General features: G+C 60.9%; 16 protein-coding genes. 2 read left to right on the forward strand and 14 right to left on the reverse strand.

Features of this window, described 5'->3' with window-relative positions:
* Positions 1–23 precede the first annotated feature (23 nt).
* From H4I99_RS20490 to H4I99_RS20515, 6 genes are all read right to left on the reverse strand, one after another.
* Positions 24–1,325, reverse strand: coding sequence for an alpha/beta fold hydrolase (locus tag H4I99_RS20490; protein WP_163898372.1), 1,302 nt, complete (start codon positions 1,323–1,325; stop codon positions 24–26).
* Between the two features lie 150 nt (positions 1,326–1,475).
* Positions 1,476–2,573 (reverse strand): ABC transporter ATP-binding protein, encoded by a 1,098-nt coding sequence (locus H4I99_RS20495; protein ID WP_163898375.1) that lies wholly within the window; start codon positions 2,571–2,573, stop codon positions 1,476–1,478.
* Positions 2,574–2,582: 9 nt separating this feature from the next.
* Positions 2,583–4,529, reverse strand: a complete 1,947-nt coding sequence (locus tag H4I99_RS20500; RefSeq protein WP_163898378.1) for a glycoside hydrolase family 127 protein — start codon at positions 4,527–4,529, stop codon at positions 2,583–2,585.
* Between the two features lie 28 nt (positions 4,530–4,557).
* Positions 4,558–5,424 (reverse strand): carbohydrate ABC transporter permease, encoded by an 867-nt coding sequence (locus H4I99_RS20505; protein ID WP_163898381.1) that lies wholly within the window; start codon positions 5,422–5,424, stop codon positions 4,558–4,560.
* Positions 5,421–6,302, reverse strand: coding sequence for a carbohydrate ABC transporter permease (locus H4I99_RS20510; protein ID WP_163898844.1), 882 nt, complete (start codon positions 6,300–6,302; stop codon positions 5,421–5,423). The genes H4I99_RS20505 and H4I99_RS20510 overlap by 4 nt, the downstream gene beginning before the upstream one ends.
* A 170-nt stretch (positions 6,303–6,472) precedes the next feature.
* Positions 6,473–7,717 carry an ABC transporter substrate-binding protein gene (locus tag H4I99_RS20515; protein WP_163898384.1) on the reverse strand — a complete coding sequence of 415 codons (1,245 nt, stop codon included), beginning with the start codon at positions 7,715–7,717 and terminating at the stop codon, positions 6,473–6,475.
* A 181-nt stretch (positions 7,718–7,898) separates the two neighbouring features.
* On the opposite strand from H4I99_RS20515, the gene H4I99_RS20520 reads away from it, so the two are divergent.
* Positions 7,899–8,894 (forward strand): LacI family DNA-binding transcriptional regulator, encoded by a 996-nt coding sequence (locus H4I99_RS20520; protein ID WP_163898387.1) that lies wholly within the window; start codon positions 7,899–7,901, stop codon positions 8,892–8,894.
* Between the two features lie 23 nt (positions 8,895–8,917).
* Here H4I99_RS20520 and relB read toward each other — a convergent pair whose 3' ends face one another.
* Entirely contained in the window at positions 8,918–9,466 is a 549-nt protein-coding gene (gene relB, locus H4I99_RS20525; protein ID WP_099061186.1) for a type II toxin-antitoxin system RelB family anti-toxin, read from the reverse strand.
* Between the two features lie 144 nt (positions 9,467–9,610).
* Here relB and aptA point away from each other — a divergent pair, with 144 nt between their 5' ends.
* Positions 9,611–10,945 (forward strand): omega-aminotransferase AptA, encoded by a 1,335-nt coding sequence (aptA, locus tag H4I99_RS20530; protein WP_163898390.1) that lies wholly within the window; start codon positions 9,611–9,613, stop codon positions 10,943–10,945.
* 120 nt (positions 10,946–11,065) lie between these two features.
* Here the strand turns inward: aptA and H4I99_RS20535 are convergent, their stop codons facing one another.
* From H4I99_RS20535 to H4I99_RS20565, 7 genes are all read right to left on the reverse strand, one after another.
* Positions 11,066–12,442, reverse strand: coding sequence for an FGGY-family carbohydrate kinase (locus H4I99_RS20535; RefSeq protein ID WP_163898393.1), 1,377 nt, complete (start codon positions 12,440–12,442; stop codon positions 11,066–11,068).
* Complete coding sequence (gene rhaM / locus H4I99_RS20540) at positions 12,439–12,762, reverse strand: L-rhamnose mutarotase (RefSeq protein ID WP_163898396.1); 324 nt, start codon at positions 12,760–12,762, stop codon at positions 12,439–12,441. Before rhaM ends, H4I99_RS20535 begins: the two co-directional genes overlap by 4 nt.
* Positions 12,762–13,778 carry an ABC transporter permease gene (locus tag H4I99_RS20545; RefSeq protein ID WP_163898399.1) on the reverse strand — a complete coding sequence of 339 codons (1,017 nt, stop codon included), beginning with the start codon at positions 13,776–13,778 and terminating at the stop codon, positions 12,762–12,764. The genes rhaM and H4I99_RS20545 overlap by 1 nt, the downstream gene beginning before the upstream one ends.
* Positions 13,775–14,773, reverse strand: a complete 999-nt coding sequence (locus H4I99_RS20550) for an ABC transporter permease (RefSeq protein ID WP_163898402.1) — start codon at positions 14,771–14,773, stop codon at positions 13,775–13,777. Before H4I99_RS20550 ends, H4I99_RS20545 begins: the two co-directional genes overlap by 4 nt.
* Before the next feature lie 10 nt (positions 14,774–14,783).
* On the reverse strand, positions 14,784–16,316 hold the full coding sequence (locus tag H4I99_RS20555; RefSeq protein WP_163898405.1) for a sugar ABC transporter ATP-binding protein: 1,533 nt from the start codon (positions 16,314–16,316) through the stop codon (positions 14,784–14,786).
* Positions 16,317–16,493: 177 nt separating this feature from the next.
* A complete protein-coding gene (rhaS, locus tag H4I99_RS20560; RefSeq protein ID WP_163898408.1) occupies positions 16,494–17,489 on the reverse strand; it encodes a rhamnose ABC transporter substrate-binding protein in 996 nt (331 codons plus the stop codon).
* Between the two features lie 55 nt (positions 17,490–17,544).
* Positions 17,545–18,357: a DeoR/GlpR family DNA-binding transcription regulator gene (locus tag H4I99_RS20565; RefSeq protein WP_112826959.1), complete on the reverse strand. Its 813-nt coding sequence runs from the start codon at positions 18,355–18,357 to the stop codon at positions 17,545–17,547.
* Positions 18,358–18,379 lie beyond the last annotated feature (22 nt).

Below are 18,379 nucleotides of genomic sequence, written 5' to 3' on the forward strand. Positions count from 1 at the left end.
GGTCAGAACGATATCCGGTTCGATCAAGAGCGACGGCCGCCCCGCTCCGTCACCATATCGACAAGCCGGCGGAACACGCGCGGCGACTGGCGTACGCCGTCATGCTCGAACTCGTTGGTAACCCAGCTTTCGAGATTTCCGACACGCGAGGCGGTGTCGAGCGAAAGCCCGGCATCCACATACATGTCGTCGAAATAGACGGCAGCGGCGACCGGAACCTCGTTCGAGGCAAGGCGCGCCGGGTCGTATAGGCTGCTATATTCCTCCCGCGCGGCAAGTGCCAAGGCACCCGCACGGAAGGGGCGCAGTGACCGGATCTCGTCGAACATCCAGGAAAACATCATCTCGCCGGTGAAAGTCAGTGGCCTCTGCGCCTCGCCGAACTGAGGGAATTCCGCCCGGATACGCTCTGCCGCCCAGTTGGTCGCGCCATGACCCTGCCCATAGATACTTTCCTGCAGCACGGCGAACAGCGGATTGGCATCATAGGAGGTAGCGCTCATCACCGAGGCGAGGAAGACATCGGAAAGCCGGTCTGCGCCCGAAGACGAGAAAGCTTCGTCGACCATCCAGTGGATATTTTCAAAGCCCGGCGCCATGCCGAAATCGATGCCGATCGTCTGGAACCGGCGAACCGAGAGTCGGTCACCATCCGGCAGTCGGACGTCATTGGCTGCGAGAAAATCCGCAATGCGGCCGATACGCTCGCGGTCTTCCGGATAGCGCTCGTAGTAGCGTTTCGTCTTTCCGGCGACGCGAGGGTAAGTCAGGCGATAGACATCGTCCGCCGTGGCATCGAGCCCGGCGAGACCGCCGGTGACATAACAGGCAGACAGACCTTCCGGCGCCCTGGAAAGGTAAGTGAGCGTCAGGAACCCTCCATAGCTTTGTCCAAGCGTTGCCCAGCGCTCACCGCCGAACACGGTTTTCCTGACATGCTCGAAGTCCGCGACGATGCTATCGGCACGGAAATAGGCGAGATAGTCACCAGCCGCCTGCCCATCGCTGCCGAAGCGTTCCATGGTGGCGCTTTCGACCCTTGAGCTTCGACCCGTCCCCCGCTGATCGAGCAACACGACGCGATGGGTCTTGATCGCTTCCGCCAGCCAGGATGGCCCGCCATTGGCCGGGCGCGGCGACTTGCCGCCCGGTCCGCCTTGTAGGAAAGCGAGCAGCGGCAATTTTTCATGTCTGCGAACGGGGTCGCAGACTTCGCGCGCGAAAACCTCGATCGCCTCGCCATCCGGCTTTGCCCAGTCGAGCGGAACGGAAATCAGATGATCCCGGATGAACATTCCGGGAATGATATATTCGGAAACCGCCATGATCTTCGTCCTTTGCTGTCCGTATCTGGCCAAGATGTCCATCAAACGATAAACGCGTGACCTGGGACAGGCCCATGTCGACCGGCCTGCCCTCGTGACTTTATCCGGCACCGCTAGCGCGCCAAGACCCCAAAAGCCATAGGCCTTGTGTCAGATCGCCAGCGACCGTTCGGTGTCCACGTCAAACAAGTGCATCTGGTTCATGTTGATCGACAATGGCACCGTGGTTCCGGCCTTAGGCCCAGCATCGGGCTCGATGCTGGCGCAGATGCCGGCGCCTGCGACGTTAAAGTAGATCATCGTGGTTGCGCCAAGCGGCTCCACCAGATCGACCGGAGCGTCGAAGGGAACCCAGCCCTGACGGTCCTGCCGGGCGGAAATAGATTCCGGGCGGATACCGAAGGTGACAGCCTTGCCCGCGTGGCTGCGGAAGACATTCGCCTTTTCCGGCGGAACCGCAAGGCGCACGCTACCCTCGAGAACGACGGAGAGACCATCGCCTTCCGCCTCCAGTCGCGCCGGCAGGAAATTCATCGACGGGGAGCCGATGAAGCCCGCGACGAACTTGCTTGCGGGATTGAGGTAAAGCTCCTGCGGCTCGCCCATCTGCTCGACGATGCCCTGGTTCATCACCACCACCCGATCCGCCATGGTCATGGCTTCCACCTGATCGTGCGTGACGTAGACCGTCGTCGTCGGCAGCAACTGATGAAGACGCTTGATTTCGGTCCGCATCTTCACGCGCAGCTTGGCGTCGAGGTTAGACAGTGGTTCATCGAACAAGAAGACCTTCGGATTGCGGACGATGGCGCGGCCCATCGCGACACGCTGGCGCTGGCCGCCGGAAAGCTGGCCCGGACGACGCTCCAGCAGTTCGGTGATGTGTAGCGTTTCGGCAGCCGTCGCGATCCGCTTGTCGATCTCCGTCTTTTGCAGGCTCTGCTGCTCCAGGCAGAAGGCGATGTTCTCGCGCACCGTCATATGCGGATAAAGCGCATAGTTCTGGAACACCATGGCGATATCACGTTTGCCGGGACCGAGACGGTTGACCACCTGATCGCCGATAATGATCTCGCCGCCAGAGATATGCTCAAGACCCGCAATCATCCGGAGCGTTGTCGACTTGCCGCAGCCCGAAGGGCCAACGAAGACGACGAACTCCTTGTCCTCGATATCGAGACTGACACCGCGCACGGCCTCATAGATACCGTAGGACTTGACGACATTCCTGAGTTCCAGTCGAGCCATGCCCGCCTCCTATTCTTCCGTCAGCCAGACCTGCATCGCGCCTTCGTCGCGATTGGCCCAGAGGTGGTAAGGAATGGCCCTGAAGGCCTTCGGCTTCAACGAGGGCCGTGTCGTGCGGTAGAGCGTGCCGCTCCAGTCGCCGGCATCGGCTTCCAGCGCATCGCCTTCCAGCACCACAGCGCCGCCGAGCAGGTCCGCATCGAAACGAGGCTTGAGCGCCGCATCGCGGATGATCCGCAGACGCTGCGGCTCCGTGCCGATATCCGCCTGCTCGACGCAATAGACCACCGGGCCGCGCTTGAAGGCAACGCGGTTGGCATCCTCGCCCACCGCGGGATGGGCGTAGACGCGCTCCACCGGCATGTCGAAGGACAGGCGGATCTCGTCGCCATCCTTCCAGTCCCGCGTGATGGCGGCGTAGCCCTTTTCCATGGAAGCGGCGAAATCAATCTCCTGACCATTCACCAAGATCCGCGCCTTTTTGCACCAACCCGGAATATGCAGCCGGAAGGTCAGCGAGGCCGGGGCCGAGAGGCCTAAGGCAAGACGGACATCGCCATCCCAGGGATAGGCGGTATCCTGCTGCAATCGCAGGAAAATGTCATCGACATCCAGTTCGGCCGTGTTGGCGCCATAGAGGTGCACTGCGACCTCACCGTCCTTCACCGAGTAGAAATACTGGCCGAGCGAGGTGATGAAGCGGGCGATATTCGTCGGGCAGCAGGGGCAGTAGTGCCACTTCCAGCGGCGGTTCTGGCCGTGGCTTTCCAGCACGTTCTCGTAGAAATAGTGCTCCCCATCGCGGGAAATGCCCGAGAGAGCGCCGTTGAACAGAACGGTTTCCAGTGCATCGGTAAACTTGCCGTCGAGGTCGATCTGGGCCATGCGATGGCTCCAGAACCCAAGCGCCACGGCGGCGCAGGTCTCGGCATAGGCCGTCTCGTTCGGCAGGTCGAATTCGCGGGTGAAGCCTTCGTTGGAAGCAGAGGGACCAAGACCGCCGGTCACATAAAGCTGGCGACCGGTAAGATTGTCGAACAGCTGGTCGCAGGCCGATTTCAGCGCCGGATCGTCGTTCTCATAGGCGAGGTCGGCCATGGCCGAGAAGAGATACATGGCGCGGACGGCATGGCCGACTACCTGCGTCTGCTCCCGCACCGGCACGTGCGCCTGGCTGTAGGCATAGGTCTTGTAGACATAGTCGGCCGGATCCTCGCCGCGACGGCGGGCTTCCTCATCAAAGTAGGACGGCATGCGGCCGCGCTCATCGACAAAATAGGTGGCGAGCTTCAGGTGACGCGGATCGCCGGTAACGCGGTAGAGTTTTACGAGAGCGAGTTCGATCTCCTCATGGGCGTCGTAGCCGCGCAGTTTGCCTGGCTCGGTACCGAAGGTGTCGATGATATGGTCGATGGCACGGATCATTACATCGAGGAAACGGCGCTTGCCGGTAGCCTGATAATAGGCAATGGCGCCTTCCAATAGATGGCCCATGGAGTACATCTCGTGCAGGTCGCGCAGATTGGTCCAGCGCTTTTCGGGCTCGCGGCGGATGAACCAGCTGTTGAGGTAGCCGTCAGCCATCTGCCCGTTTTCGAGCTTTTCGACGATCGCGTCGATCTTCGCCTCGACATCCGGGTTGGGATTGTTCTTCAGCGTATAGCTGGCTGCCTCGATCCACTTGCCGAAATCGGAATCGAAGAAATGCTGCATCGACAGGCCGCTCGGCTGGATCGGCCGCGCCAGCGGCCCGGCCGGCTTGTCGAAGTCGAGTACTTCGAGAAAGCCCTCTTCATCGAGACGCATGTGCTGGGTCGGAATGGTGACGTCGCGCGCAGTGTCCGACCAGCTCTTCCAGAAGCCGGCATCGAAGGAAACGCGGGTGTGGTCGACGGGAACGTAGCGTTCGAAAAGACGCGGCGCGCTGCCGGCCGCCTTCTTCAGGGACGAAGACATGAAAACTCCTTCTGCAGATGTCTGCGGGTCATTTCACGGCGCCGGCGGTGAGGCCGCGCACGTAATAGCGTTGAAGAGCGAGGAAGAGCAGGATGCAGGGCACCATGGTGACCGTGATCCCGGCCTGGAGAGCGCCCCAGTCGATGATGCCGTAGATGCCCGACGACACGTTCACCAGCATGATCGGAAGCGTGAACTTGTTCTGGTCCGACAGGAAAATCAGCGCGGCCAGAAACTCGTTCCAAGAATTGAGGAAGGCGAACATCGCGACCGTCGCCACGCCCGGCAGCGCCAGCGGCATCATGATGCGACGCATCAGCGTCCACTGCGAGGCGCCATCGATGCGGGCAGCCTCGATCAGCGCGCCGGGGATGGCGTCGAAGGCATTGCGCATCATGAAGATCGAGAAGGGAAGCTGGAACGTCGTGTAGACCAGCACCAGCCCGAACAGGTTGTTCTGCAGCCCGAGGAACTTCAGGATCAGGAAGAGCGGCGTCAGGATCGACTGGAACGGGATCATCATCGTCGCCATGACGATCACGAAGATCAGCGACTGCCCGGGGAAGCGGAACTTGGAGAAACCGTAACCGGCCGGCACAGAAACCAGAACCGTAATGGCAATGGTGCCAAGCGCAATCAGCACCGAGTTCGCGGCATAGACGTACCAGCCGGCACCGACATCCTCCAGTCGCCGATAGTTTTCCAGCGAGAAGGCCTTGGAGAACAGCGCAACCGGATTGGCGAGCGCTTCGGCCGCCGGCTTGAAGGAATTGGCGACCGACCAGACGATCGGCATCAGGAAGAAGATGGCGAGGAGCAGCGATACCAGGATGAAGGTGGTGTGGCCGATCCGCTCTCCGGCAGTCCGCTCGGATGTTTGATTGAAACCGCTCATCGACCTTCCTCCGGACGTTCGCGCATGAAGCTGAGCTGGATGGAGCTGATGGCGACGAGCACCACCAGCAGGGCGAAGGAGAGCGCGGAGCCATAGCCCAGGCGATAGGACGAGAAGGATGCGAGATAGATGGAGAATACCGCCGAGATCGTGCTGTTTTCCGGCCCGCCCTGGGTGATGATGAAGAACTGGTCGAAGGCGAGCATCGACGAGGTGATGTTGAGAACCATCGCCAGCAGCAGCGAATTGCGCATTAGCGGCAGGGTGATGCGGCGGAAACGGGAGAAGACACCGGCGCCGTCGATCTTTGCGGCTTCCACGACTTCAGCGGGGATGCTCTGCAGGCCGGTGAGCAGGATCACCATGGTGAATCCGGCCGTCTTCCAGACCACCATCAGGATGATGACGGCGAGCGCCGGCCAGAAGCTTTCGAGCGGCCGGGGAGCGGCATCGACGAGGCCAAGGCCCTGCAGCAGCCGGGAGAAAACACCGCTATCGGGATTGAGCAGCCACATCCACAGCGTGGATGCCGCGCCGAAACCGATCACGACCGGCATGAAGAAGACGGTCCGGAAAAAACCGGCGCTTTTCAAGGGACGGTCTACGAGAAGCGCCAGCGGAAACGCGACGGCAAGAATGGCGGCCGTTACCAGCACCGTATAGAGCAGCGTAAAACCGAGTGAATGCCAGAGCTGGGTGTCGCCCAGCAGTTCCACATAGTTCTCGAGACCGATGAACTTCCTGCGGCCAAGCAGCGGCCAGTGATAGAAACTCATCCAGATGGTCATCGCCAGCGGGATGACGAACAATCCGATGATGAAAACCATGCTCGGTGCGATGAAGGCGAGGCCGAGCCAGCCATGCGGCTCTCGGGCCATGGCAGGGGCGGAGGCTTCGCGCACCTCTCCTGTCTTGGGTGTGGACACCAAAGTACAGTCCTTCTTTCAGTGTGAACATCGGCCGCCTTGCGGCATTCCTTCGGCCCTCGCGGCAAGACCACGTCAGGCAGTGTGACCGAGGGGCAGCACTGCCACCCCTCGGGACAAACTCAAGGGTTGGTACGGTCGAGGATCTTGGTGAACTCGTCCTGCGCCTTCTTAACAGCACCATCGACATCGTCACCGAAGATCGCGCCCTGGATCAGGTTCAGGAACGGACCGGTGCGGCTGACGAACAGCTCGTCGGAGGAGAAGGTGTATGGCGTGCGCGCCTTGGCCAGAATTTCATACGCAACGAGGTTGCGCTTGTCGAACTGGGCATAGGCCTGATCAGCAAGATCGGTGCGTGACGGCATGCCGGATTCTTTGGTGATGAACACCTGCTGTTCCGGCTGCATGTAGAAGTCTACGAAGTCGAGAAGGACCTTCTTCTTCTCTTCGCTGACACCCTTGATCAGGGCAAGCGAGTCACCCCCGGCGAAGCTCGACGCACCGCCCTTCGGACCCGGGATCGGGGCAACGTCGAATTTTACGTCCGGATATTTGCTGGTCAGAAGATTGACGATGTAGGAACCGGTCATCAGCACGCCGACCTTGCCCGAGGCGAAGGCTTCGACGGCATTGTTGCCGTTGCCCGAACGCGAGGTCGGATGGATCGCGCCGGCGGACCACATGTCACGATAGGCCGCGAAGGTATCCTTCAGCGCAGGCGTATCCACGGTTGCCTGACGGCCATCCTCACTGAGGATGTCAGCGCCGGCGGCCCAGATGTGCGGCAGGAAGTCGTAGATCAGCCAGCTTCCCGAATTGGCGACAAAATAGAAGCTGTAGGTATCGTCACCGAGCGCATGGATCTTCTTGGCGTCCTCGGCGATTTCCTCCAGCGAGGCCGGAGCCTTCTTCGGATCGAGGCCGGCCTTTTCGAAGAGGTCGGTGTTGTAGGCGATGATCGAGGCATCCGGCAGGGCGGGCACGCCATAGATCTTGCCGTCATAAGTGGCGAGGCGAACGTGCGACGGGCTGAGCGCGTCGGTGTAGGGCAGTCCCTTCACGAAATCGGTGATGTCTTCCAGGCTGTCATTGGCGGCAAAGGTTGGAAGATAGATCAGGTCGAGAACTGCACCTTCCGGAGGGGAGCCACCGGCAATCGCCGCACCGAGCTTCGGAACCATCTGCTCGGCCGTGATCTGGGTAACAGTGACCTTGTCCTCGTGCTTGGCACTATATTGTTCCGCAAGCGCCTGAAGGACAGCGCCGGAAGACGTGCGGACCCAGAGACTGACCTCCTCGGCATTAGCAATGGACGTCGACCCTGCAAGAGCCAGGGTAGCGAGGATGATTTTCGCCTTGTACATCGAATTCCCCTTTTGGTTGCAGTCACTCGGTGATACGGGCGACCTGAAAATTACGGTAGGCGAGAAAAAATCCATTGTCGACAGTGTGTGGGCAGAGAAAACTGGGAAAATTGAGAAAAGCTTTTCTCTTTGTTGAAATCATTTGATAAAAGGTTTTCTCAAAATTTCGGAGCACAAGTGCATGAAAAACGAGCAGCCGAGGCGGACGACCATCCATGATGTGGCGAAAGCCGCCGGCGTCAGCATAGCCACCGTCTCGAAAGCGTTGAATAACAACGGCAGGATGCAGCCGGAAACCCGAGACCGCATTAAGCGCGCGGCAGCAGAACTGGGTTTCCGGCCGAACGCGCTGGCGCGCGGCCTGCTCAGCAAGCGCAGCTTCACTGTCGGCCTTCTCACCAACGACGCCTATGGCCGTTTCTCGCTGCCGATGATGGCCGGTGTTTCAGAAGCCCTTGTAGACCATGGCGTTTCGGTCTTTTTGTGCGCCACAAATGACGACCCGGCTCTGACCCACCTGCACATCGAGGCCCTGCTCGACAAGCAGGTCGATGGCATAGTCTTTTCAGCCACACGCCTCGACCGCCGCCCCCACATGGACCTGTCGAGCCTGCCGATCCCGGTGGTCTATGTCTTTGCCGAGGGACCGCCCGGCAGCGTGGTCATCATCCCCGACGACTATCAGGGCGCGCGAATTGCCGTTCAGCATCTGATCGACAAGGGCCGCAAGCGGACCGCCCATATCACCGGACCCGACGATTACCGCGCCGTCAGGGTGCGCGCTGAGGCCTATCGCGATCTCTGCGGCGGAGACGAGCCGGTCCTGTTCGGGGAATGGGAGGAAAGCTGGGGGCATCAGGCCGTGGATCTTCTATGGTCGCGCGACCAGGCACCGCCGGACGCCCTCTTCTGCGGCAACGACCAGATCGCGCGCGGCGCGATCGATGCGCTACGTGATCGCAACATCGCAATTCCCGAAGATGTTTCCGTCGTCGGCTTCGACAACTGGGAGATCGTCGCCGAGCAAACCCGACCGCCATTGACGACTGTCGACATGGGAATGAAGGAGCTGGGACGTCAGGCTGGGCTCGCCGTGCTGACCCTTTCCAAAGGGCAGTCGATGAGCGGCGGTACGCGCAAGCTGCCTTGCAGTCTCGTGGTGCGCCAATCGAGCTAAGCCAAGGGGCGGTTGTCCTATTCTCAGAAAGTCGGCGGCGTGCAGGCGCTGATGACCTCACAGGGAACCGGTCCGACACAGCGGAACCGATGCGGCCGGCGGCTTTCGAAATAATAGGCATCACCCGCCCCGAGAATGCGTCTTTCGTCGTCCACGGTCACTTCCAGCCGACCGGAAAGCACAATGCCACCCTCTTCCCCCTCATGCACCAGCGGCACCTTGCCGGTATCGGCGCCCGGCTGGTAGCACTCCTTCAGGATCTGCAGGCTTCGACCGAAAAGGCTCTCGCCGATCTGTCGATAGGAAATCGCGCCCTTGCCGATCTCCACCAGTTCCTCAGCCGCATAGAATGCCTTGCGCGGCTTTTCCGGCTCGAAGGCAAAAAACTCCGCAAGACCGATCGGAATACCATCCAGAATACGCTTCAATGCACCGACGGAAGGGTTAGACGCATTCGACTCGATCAGTGAGATCGTCGAGTTGGTAACCCCTGCCCGCTTGGCAAGTTCGCGCTGCGAGAGATTATGCGCCATGCGCAAATGGCGAAGCCTGTTGCCGATATCGACCGTCATGGGGCACTCTGGTGTTCAAGGTGTTCGAAATATCGAAACACACGATACCGAAATGTTAAATATCAACAACTTAAAAAAGCCGAGAAAAGGACTTGTTCAGTGGTCAAAAATCGCTGAACTCATGACATCTTAAAGGAGACCCGCATGGACCACCGCAGCAAAGCCAACGCCCCCGTCCTCGACAATTTCTGGATGCCTTTCACCGCAAACCGGCAGTTCAAGGCCACGCCGCGGCTGCTGGCTGAAGCGGAGGGCATGTACTATACCGACATCGACGGCAACAAGGTGCTCGACGGCACCGCCGGCCTGTGGTGTTGCAACGCCGGCCACGGCCGCAAGAAGATCGTCGAAGCTGTTGAACGCCAGATCCGTACTCTGGATTTCGCACCGACCTTCCAGATGGGGCATCCGGCAGCTTTCGATTTCGCCGCCAAGCTTGCTGCCCACGCACCGGGTGGCGCTGCCGCCCAGCTCGACCGCGTATTCTTCACCGGCTCCGGCTCCGAATCCGTCGATACCGCCCTCAAGATCGCCATCGCCTATCAGCGCGCAATCGGCCAGGGCACCCGCACCCGCATCATCGGCCGTGAAAAGGGTTATCATGGTGTAGGCTTCGGCGGCATTTCCGTTGGCGGTCTCGTCAACAACCGTCGCATGTTCCCGCAGATCCCGGCCGACCACATGCGCCACACGCTGGACCTTGAGCGCAACGCCTTCTCCAAGGGCCTGCCGCAGCATGGCATCGAACTGGCGGAAGATCTGGAACGGCTGGTCGCGCTGCACGGCGCCGAAACCATTGCTGCCGTCATCGTCGAGCCGATGTCCGGTTCGGCCGGCGTCATCCTGCCGCCGAAGGGCTATCTGGAGCGCATTCGCGCCATTGCCGACAAATACGGCATCCTGGTAATCTTCGACGAAGTCATCACCGGCTTCGGCCGCCTCGGCACGCCGTTCGCTACCGATTACTTCGGCGTGACGCCGGATCTCGTCACCACGGCAAAGGGCATCACCAACGGTACGATCCCGATGGGCGCCGTTTTCGCCAGCCGCAAGGTCTATGACGGCCTGATGGTTGGCCCGGAGAACGCCATCGAACTGTTCCATGGCTACACCTATTCCGGTCACCCGGTCGCCTGCGCCGCCGGTCTCGCCACCATGGAAATCTACGAGGAGGAAGGCCTGCTGACGCGCGCCGCCAGCCTCGAGGAATACTGGCAGGAAGCCCTGCACTCGCTGAAGGGCCAGCCGCACATCATCGACATCCGCAACATCGGCCTCGTCGGCGCAATCGAACTTGCACCGCGCGACGGCGCTCCGGGCACCCGCGCCTATGACGTCTTCGTCGATTGCTTCAAGAAGGGCACCCTGATCCGCGTTACCGGCGACATCATCGCGCTTTCCCCGCCGCTGATCGTCGAGAAGGAACAGATCGACACGATCGTTTCCACGATTGCCGACGCCCTCAAGCGCGCAGCCTGATGAAAAGGAAACAGCCAGCCCGGTTCTTCGGGCTGGCTGTTTCGAACAGCACATTGTTTCAAGCGGCTCTTCCAGCCTATAAGACGAATTCGTTCGGCTCCTGAGTTCCGCAAACGAAACTCAGCTCTCCACAGCCCGGCGCCACTGCTCCCGATAGCCACCGAGATCAAGCGACGGCTCATACCGTATCGCTCCGGAAACCTCCGGCCGCACTCCCGTCAGCATGGCCGCCCCGAGCGCCGTACCGCTCAGTGAATCACCGGCCTGTATGGCGACCTCCCTGCCCGTCGCCGACGCCAGTGCCGTCAGATAGACTGCGTTCCGGCTCATCGGTCCCTCGACGACGATCTGCCCCCGCGCTCCGATCAGATCGAGGCAAACTTCCGTCATCAGCGCCATGTAGAGCGAGGCAGCAACGACCTTTTCCGCATTGGAAGCGGGAGAACCGATCCACTGCGTCCGGTGTCCCGGAAAGGGACCGGAACCTTCGACAACATTCGGCAGGATCATCAACGACTTGCCGATGACCGTATCGACCACTTCATCCAGATCGCCGTCCGGCATGGTGAGGCCTTGCGTCAAAACCTCAAATTCCCGGCCGCCCATGAAGCGTGCCGAAGGCGTGGCCTTGCCGAATGCATTGACGTTGGCGAGGCTGTCTCGTTCCGGCGTCAGGGCATCGAGATTGCCCGGCGTCGCAAAGCACACCACCCAGGTCCCTGTCGAAACCACCGAAAATGGCGGTTCACAGGCGATAAGATGGGGCAGCAGCGACGCATTGGAATCGTGAATGCCGCAATAGACAGGCACCGGCCGTTTCAGCCCCAGCACCACGCAAAGCTCAGGCCGTACGGGTCCCAGAGCGTCGAAGGCCGAACGGATCGGAGCCATGCGGTCGCGGATGCCGAGACGATCAACCAGCGATGAGAACTCGCCTTTCGCGGGGTTCCAGAGATCCGTGTGGCAACCGAGCGACGTCGCCTCGTTGGCCACTACCCCGCTCAGCCGCCACGCCCAGTATTGCGGATAGGTGAGAATGGCCCAGACGCGTTCGAACGCCTCCGGAAAGGCGCTCTTCTGGAAATGCAGCTGCGCACCGAGATTGAGGCCCGCGGAAAGGGCGGGCGAGCATGTCTCGGAGAATTCCGGCCGAAGCCCTGCATACGCTTCGCGGATTTCCCGCGGGTATTCGAACTCGTAATCGAGCACCGGCAGCGCCAGTTCTCCGTCTTTGCCCAGCAGCACCGCGCTCGCACCGTGAGTGGTGATGGAAATCGCGTCGAAGCCCGGAGCCCGGGCGAATCCCGCAAGCGTTGCCTGAATGAAGGACCAGAGTGCCTCTATGTCATAATGCGGATAGGGCGGCGCGGCGATGACGGTGTTGGGCGTCTTGCGCACAGCGATTTCGGCGCCGCTTTTCCCATCCAGCAAGACCACCTTGGCATTGGTCTTGCCGATATCGATGACGGCGACGCGCGCGTATTTCGTATCCGTCATGGCAGGTGGAACACTGTCACGAGATCGGTGGCGACCGGTGAATTGTCCGGATTGCTCGCCATGATATCGGCCATGTGAGCCCACCAACGCTTCATCACCGGATGCTCCGGAAGGCTAGCCATGCCATGGGTCTTCGGGCGCGTCAGGACACCGAACAGCGTGTTGGTCTCGCGGTCCAGATGGATCGAATAATCGCTGACGCCGGCCTCGTGCAGAAGATCGACAAGATCCGGCCAGATCTCATCATGACGCTTCCTGTATTCGGCCTCCATGCCGGGATTGAGCTTCATCTTGAAGGCATGCTTTTCCAGCTCGGACATCAGCTCTTCCTCGCGTTGCGAATGCGACGACCGATGATCGGCAGCGCGATGGTGACGATCAGAAGCAGGCCGATGAAGATCGACATGACGATGCCCGGGACGTTGAGAAGGCCGAGGCCGAAGGTGACGAGGCCCATGACGAAAGCGGCGATGACGACGCCCGCAATGGTGCCAGCGCCGCCGAGGATCGAGACGCCGCCGAGGACCACCATGGTCACGACCTCAAGCTCCCAGCCCTGGGCGATCGAAGGGCGGGTCGAGCCGAGACGCGAGGTCAGGCAGACGGCGGCGATACCGCTCATCAGGCCGGTGAGCACGAACAGGATGAACTTCACCCGCTCGACCGGAATGCCGGAGAAACGCGCCGCAAGCGGATTGTTGCCGATCACATAGACCTGCCGGCCAAAATTCGTCGCATGCAGAAGAATGGCGAAGACACCGGCGAGAACGAGGAAGAGCACGAATTCGAAGGAGAACACCCAGAAGACATAGCCCTGGCCGAAATAGCCGAAATCGGCGGGATATTTACCATAGGCCTGATCGCCGAGCACGATATAGGAAATGCCCCGAAAAAGGCTCATCGTGCCGATGGTGACGACGATGGACGGCAGTTTCAGCCCCGCAACCATCAGGCCGTTGAAAGCACCGCAGGCAAGGCCGACGCCGATGCCGATGGCGACGAGGCCGGGCGTGCCGACGCCCATCTGAACGGCAGCGCCCATGGCGGTCGATGCAAGCGCGATAATGGCAGCGACAGAAAGATCGATTTCGCCTGCGATGATGAGCAGCGCCATTGCGAAGGCGATCATCGCCTTCTCAGTGAAGTTGAAGGTCGCGTCCGACAGGTTCCAGGCATCGAGGAAGTAGGGCGACGCCAGCGAATTGGCGATGAAGATCACCACGGCGACGCCGAACAGCAGGACCTCCCAGCTTCCCATCAATCGCTTGAAGGGTGTGCCCAACCGATCCGGAATCTGACGGCGTGTCACGACGTTTTCGGAAGCTGCGACGGTCATGCGGTCACCTCATGGGTATCCTTGGCTGCGCGGTCGCGCAGGATGATGCGGCCCTTCTTGCGCTCGGCACGGGCGTTGAAGACGACGGCCAGCACGATCACGATGCCGGAAATGGCCATCTGGGCAAAGGGCGAGATGCCGATCACCGGCAGCGCATTCTTGATGACGCCGAGGAAAAGCGCGCCGAGAACGGTTCCGACCACGGTCCCGATACCGCCGGCAATCGACACGCCGCCGATCACATTCGCCGCAACGCTATCGAGTTCGAAGCCGGCCGCGATATCGACATAGGCAACCGCATAGCGGGAAACCCAGAGATAGCCGGCAAGCCCCGCAAGCGCGCCCGAGACCACGAAGGCGAGAAAGCGCGCCCGGCCGATATCGATGCCGGCATAGACTGCTGCCGTCGGGTTGCCGCCGGCGGCATAGGTCGAGCGACCGAAGGGCGTGCGGGTCAGGACGAACCAGATCAGGAAGACGATGGCGATCGCCACCCAGGACAGGATCGGCAGCCCGAGCACCACGAGACGCGGCAGATTGAGAAAGTCGGGGGTCATCTGGTGCGCATTGACCCAGCTGCCACCGGAAAGCACGAAGGCCATGCCGCGATAGATCGTCAGCGTGCCGAGCGTCACCACGATCGGCGGGATCTGCAGGAGCCAGACGAGGAAACCGTTGATCGCACCAAGGACCGCACCGATCACGACGGCCAGAACGATCAGCAGCGCCAGCGGCAGGCCCGGATAGGCCGCGTCGAGCATCGCGACTGCCATGCCGGTAAAGGCCAGATTGGCGGCAACCGAGAGGTCGATCGACTTGGTCAGGATGACCGTCATCTGGCCAAGCGCCAGAATGATCAGGATCGACGTGTCGTTGAAGATGTTGGCGAGGTTTCCGGGCGTGGCGAAATTGGATGCCCGGGTCGAGAAGCCGGCGATCATCACGATGATGATCAGCCCGAGCAACAATTCGCGGTTTTTCAGGAGACGTTGCATTGAAATGTCCTTACGCATTACCGGTCGCGGCGCGCACCAGCGTCTCGGCGGTGAGGCCCTGACGCGGGTAGATGCCGGCCTGAAGACCTTCGCGCATCACCATGACGCGGTCCGACATGCCGAGGATCTCGGGCAGTTCGGAGGAGATCATGATGATCGAGAGGCCTTCGTTCGCGAGTTCAGAGATGAAGCCGTGGACGGCGGCCTTGGAGCCGATGTCGATGCCCTTGGTCGGTTCGTCGAGGATGATGACCTTCGGCTGGGTGGCGAGCCACTTGCCGATGACCACCTTCTGCTGGTTGCCGCCCGAAAGCGTTCCCACCGGTACGGAGAGGGCCGCCGCGCGCAGGTCGAGCCGTTCGGCATATTTGCGGGCAAGCGAAAACTCGTTGATCGCTTTCAGGAAGCCGCGGGCCGAGGTGCGCGCCAGGGACGGCAGCGACATGTTCTGGTAGATCGGCATTTCAAGCGCGAGGCCATGGCGGCCACGCTCTTCCGGCACATAGACGATGCCGGCGGCAATGGCGTCCGCAGGGGAGCGGATCACGACATCGCGTCCCTCTAGCTTCAATGACCCGGAGGCCGGAACGGTAATGCCGAACAGCGACTGACAAAGCTCCGAGCGACCGGCGCCGATCAGGCCGTAGACGCCGAGGATCTCGCCCTTCTTCAGCTCGAAAGAAATGTCGCGGAATTCCGTCTCATGGCAGTAGCGCTCGACGGCAAGCACAGTGCCGCCGATGGCAACCTCCACCTTGGGGAAGACGTCGTGCACGTCGCGCCCGACCATCAGGCGAACGATTTCATCCTGGGGCGTGTCCTTGAGGATGCCGGCGCCGACCATCTTGCCATCACGGAAAACGGCATAATTCTCGGCAATCTCGTAGACCTCGTCGAACTTGTGGCTGATGAACAGGATCGCCTTGCCCTGACGCTTCAGGCCTTCGACAATGCGGAAAAGATCGTCGATTTCCTTGCGCGAAAGAGCGGCGGTCGGCTCGTCCATAATGACGATGCGCGCTTCGACGGAGAGCGCGCGCGCGATTGCCACGAGATGGCGCTGCGCGATCGAAAGATCCTTCAGGCGAATGGTCGGGTCGATGTTGCTTTCAAGCTCCGCCATCAGCTGGCGGGCGCGCTGGTTGATGGTCTTCCAGTCGATCAGGCCGAAACGCGTGCGGGGCGCATGACCGAGAAAAATGTTCTCGCCGACAGTCAGCTCGTCGAAAAGCACCGTTTCCTGATGGATCGCGGTCACGCCCGCATCGATCGCGGCTTGCGCGCTGGCAAAGGCCATCGCCTGACCATCGATCAGGATCTCGCCCTCGTTCGGGCGATAAATGCCGGTCAGGATCTTCACGAGCGTGGACTTGCCCGCGCCGTTCTCGCCGATCAACGCCGTCACCTTGCCGGGATAGAGCGCGATGTTCACACCATCGAGCGCCTTCACTCCGGGAAAGATCTGGGAAATGCCACGCATCTCGAGGATGGGCGTGTCAGCGGGCGATGGCGTAGTATCGAGAGACTTGGCTTGAACGGTCATGGTCTTTTCGGTTCCTATAAGCCCCTCATCCGCCTGCCGGCACCTTCTCCCCGCAAGCGGGGAGAAGGACGCAAGCCACGCGGCGTCATCCTGTTGTCGGGGCACGTCCCCTCTCCCCGCAAGCGGGGAGAGGGTTAGGGTGAGGGGCACGAGGCCCCCACGTTTGGAGATGCAGGATCAGAAGATCTTCGAGAACTGGTCGATGTTCGATGCGTCGTAGACGAACGGATCCGCCATTGCGGCTTCGCCGTTGTCACCGATCTTGATCTTACCCATGCGGCCGGCTTCGATTTCCGAGCCCGGAGCGCCGTCGGTGTCGCCCTTGGCCAGGTGGTAGGCGATCTGGGTTGCCGAGTAACCGAGATCGATCGGGTTCCAGATGGCAAATTCCTTCGTCGCGCCGGACTTGATGGCACCTGCCATTTCCGAGGGAAGGCCAAGGCCCGTCACGTAGACATCACCGATCTTGCCTGCATCCTTCACGGCCTGGGAGGCTGCGAGAACGCCGACGGTGGTCGGAGCAACGATGACCTTCACGTTCGGCGAGGACGACAGCAGGCCGTTGGCTTCGCGGTAGCTCTTGTCGGCGAGGTCATCGCCGTAGACCGTGGTCACCAGGTTGAGGCCGGGGAAATCCTTCAGCTGCTTCTTCATTTCCTCGATCCAGATGTTCTGGTTGGTCGAGGTCGTGGTGGCCGACAGGATGGCGAAGTCACCCTTGCCTTCCGGCAGGTGGTCGGCGGCAAGCTTGAGGCACATCTTGCCGATCAGCTCGTTGGAAGACGGGTTCAGGTGCATGATGCGGCCTTCCGGAGCAACGCCGGAGTCCCACGAGATGACCTTGATGCCGCGCTGGGCAGCCTTCTTCAGCGCCGGAACGACCGCATCCGGGTCGTTGGCGGAAATCGCGATGGCATCGACGCCCTGCGCGATCAGCGAGTTGATGACTTCGATCTGGCCTTCGGCCGTCGTGGACGTCGGGCCGGTATAGATGATCTCGACCCCGCCGAGCTCCTTGGCAGCTTCCTGCGCACCTTTGTTTGCGGCTTCGAAGAAGCCATTGCCGAGCGACTTGACCACGAGCGCGATCTTCATGTCGGCGGCGCTTGCGGCAGACCCCATGGCCATGGCAGCAAGGGCGACGCCTGCGAGCAGTGTCTTGGCAAATTTCATCTGATATTCCTCCCAGGTTGATGGACTGCTTGAACTCCCCACGCAGCCGCGCCTCTCATGCGACCGACGTGGTATCCTCCTTCTCGGTCGAGGCCATCGGCTTGACCGTTATGAGCTTTATGCCTGAATTGGTGACCATCGCGGCCGCCTCCTCCGGAATCTTGTCATCCGTGATGATCGTCGAGACGTTGTCGAGCGAACACAGGATCAGGCTGGAACGCCGTGAAAACTTGCTGGAATCGACCATGACGATCAGTTCTTCGGCCTGCCGGACCAGCTTCTGCTCGCTCTGGATCACCAGCGCATCCGATTCCATAACGCCGAGCGCATTGATGCCCTGCGCGCCGATGAATATGCGACGAGCGTAGAAATTGCGGATCGCGTCGTTGTCGAAAGGCGAAAGGATCAGGCTCTGGTCGCGATAGATCGCGCCGCCGGGAACCGAGACCGTGCATTTCGAATTTTTCACCAGATGCTCGGCGATGGCGAACGAATTGGTCATGACCTGCAGACGGCGGGCGGACATGAAGTGCACCATCTGGAAGGTAGTCGTGCCGCCATTGATGATAATCGAATCGCCTTCTTCGCAGAGATCGACGGCTGCGCGCGCAATTGCGCGTTTTTTATCGATGTTGACTGATTCCGAAACCCGGAACGGCCGCGCCGCGAGATTTCCAAGCTGCGGAGGATGCACCGCCTCGGCGCCACCGCGCACCCGGCGCAGTTTGCCCTGCACATGAAGCGACGCAATATCCCTACGGATCGTGGCTTCGGAAGCCTCCGTCAGTTCGGCGATATCCTGCACGGTGATGACCGGCTTTTCCTGGATCGCGCTTAAGATAATGCGATGTCGTTCGCGTTCGTGCATGGGCTCCTCCTGAGTTTGATTT

The sequence above is a fragment of the Paenirhizobium daejeonense genome (assembly GCF_014280875.1).
Classification (GTDB): Bacteria; Pseudomonadota; Alphaproteobacteria; order Rhizobiales; family Rhizobiaceae; genus Allorhizobium; species Allorhizobium daejeonense.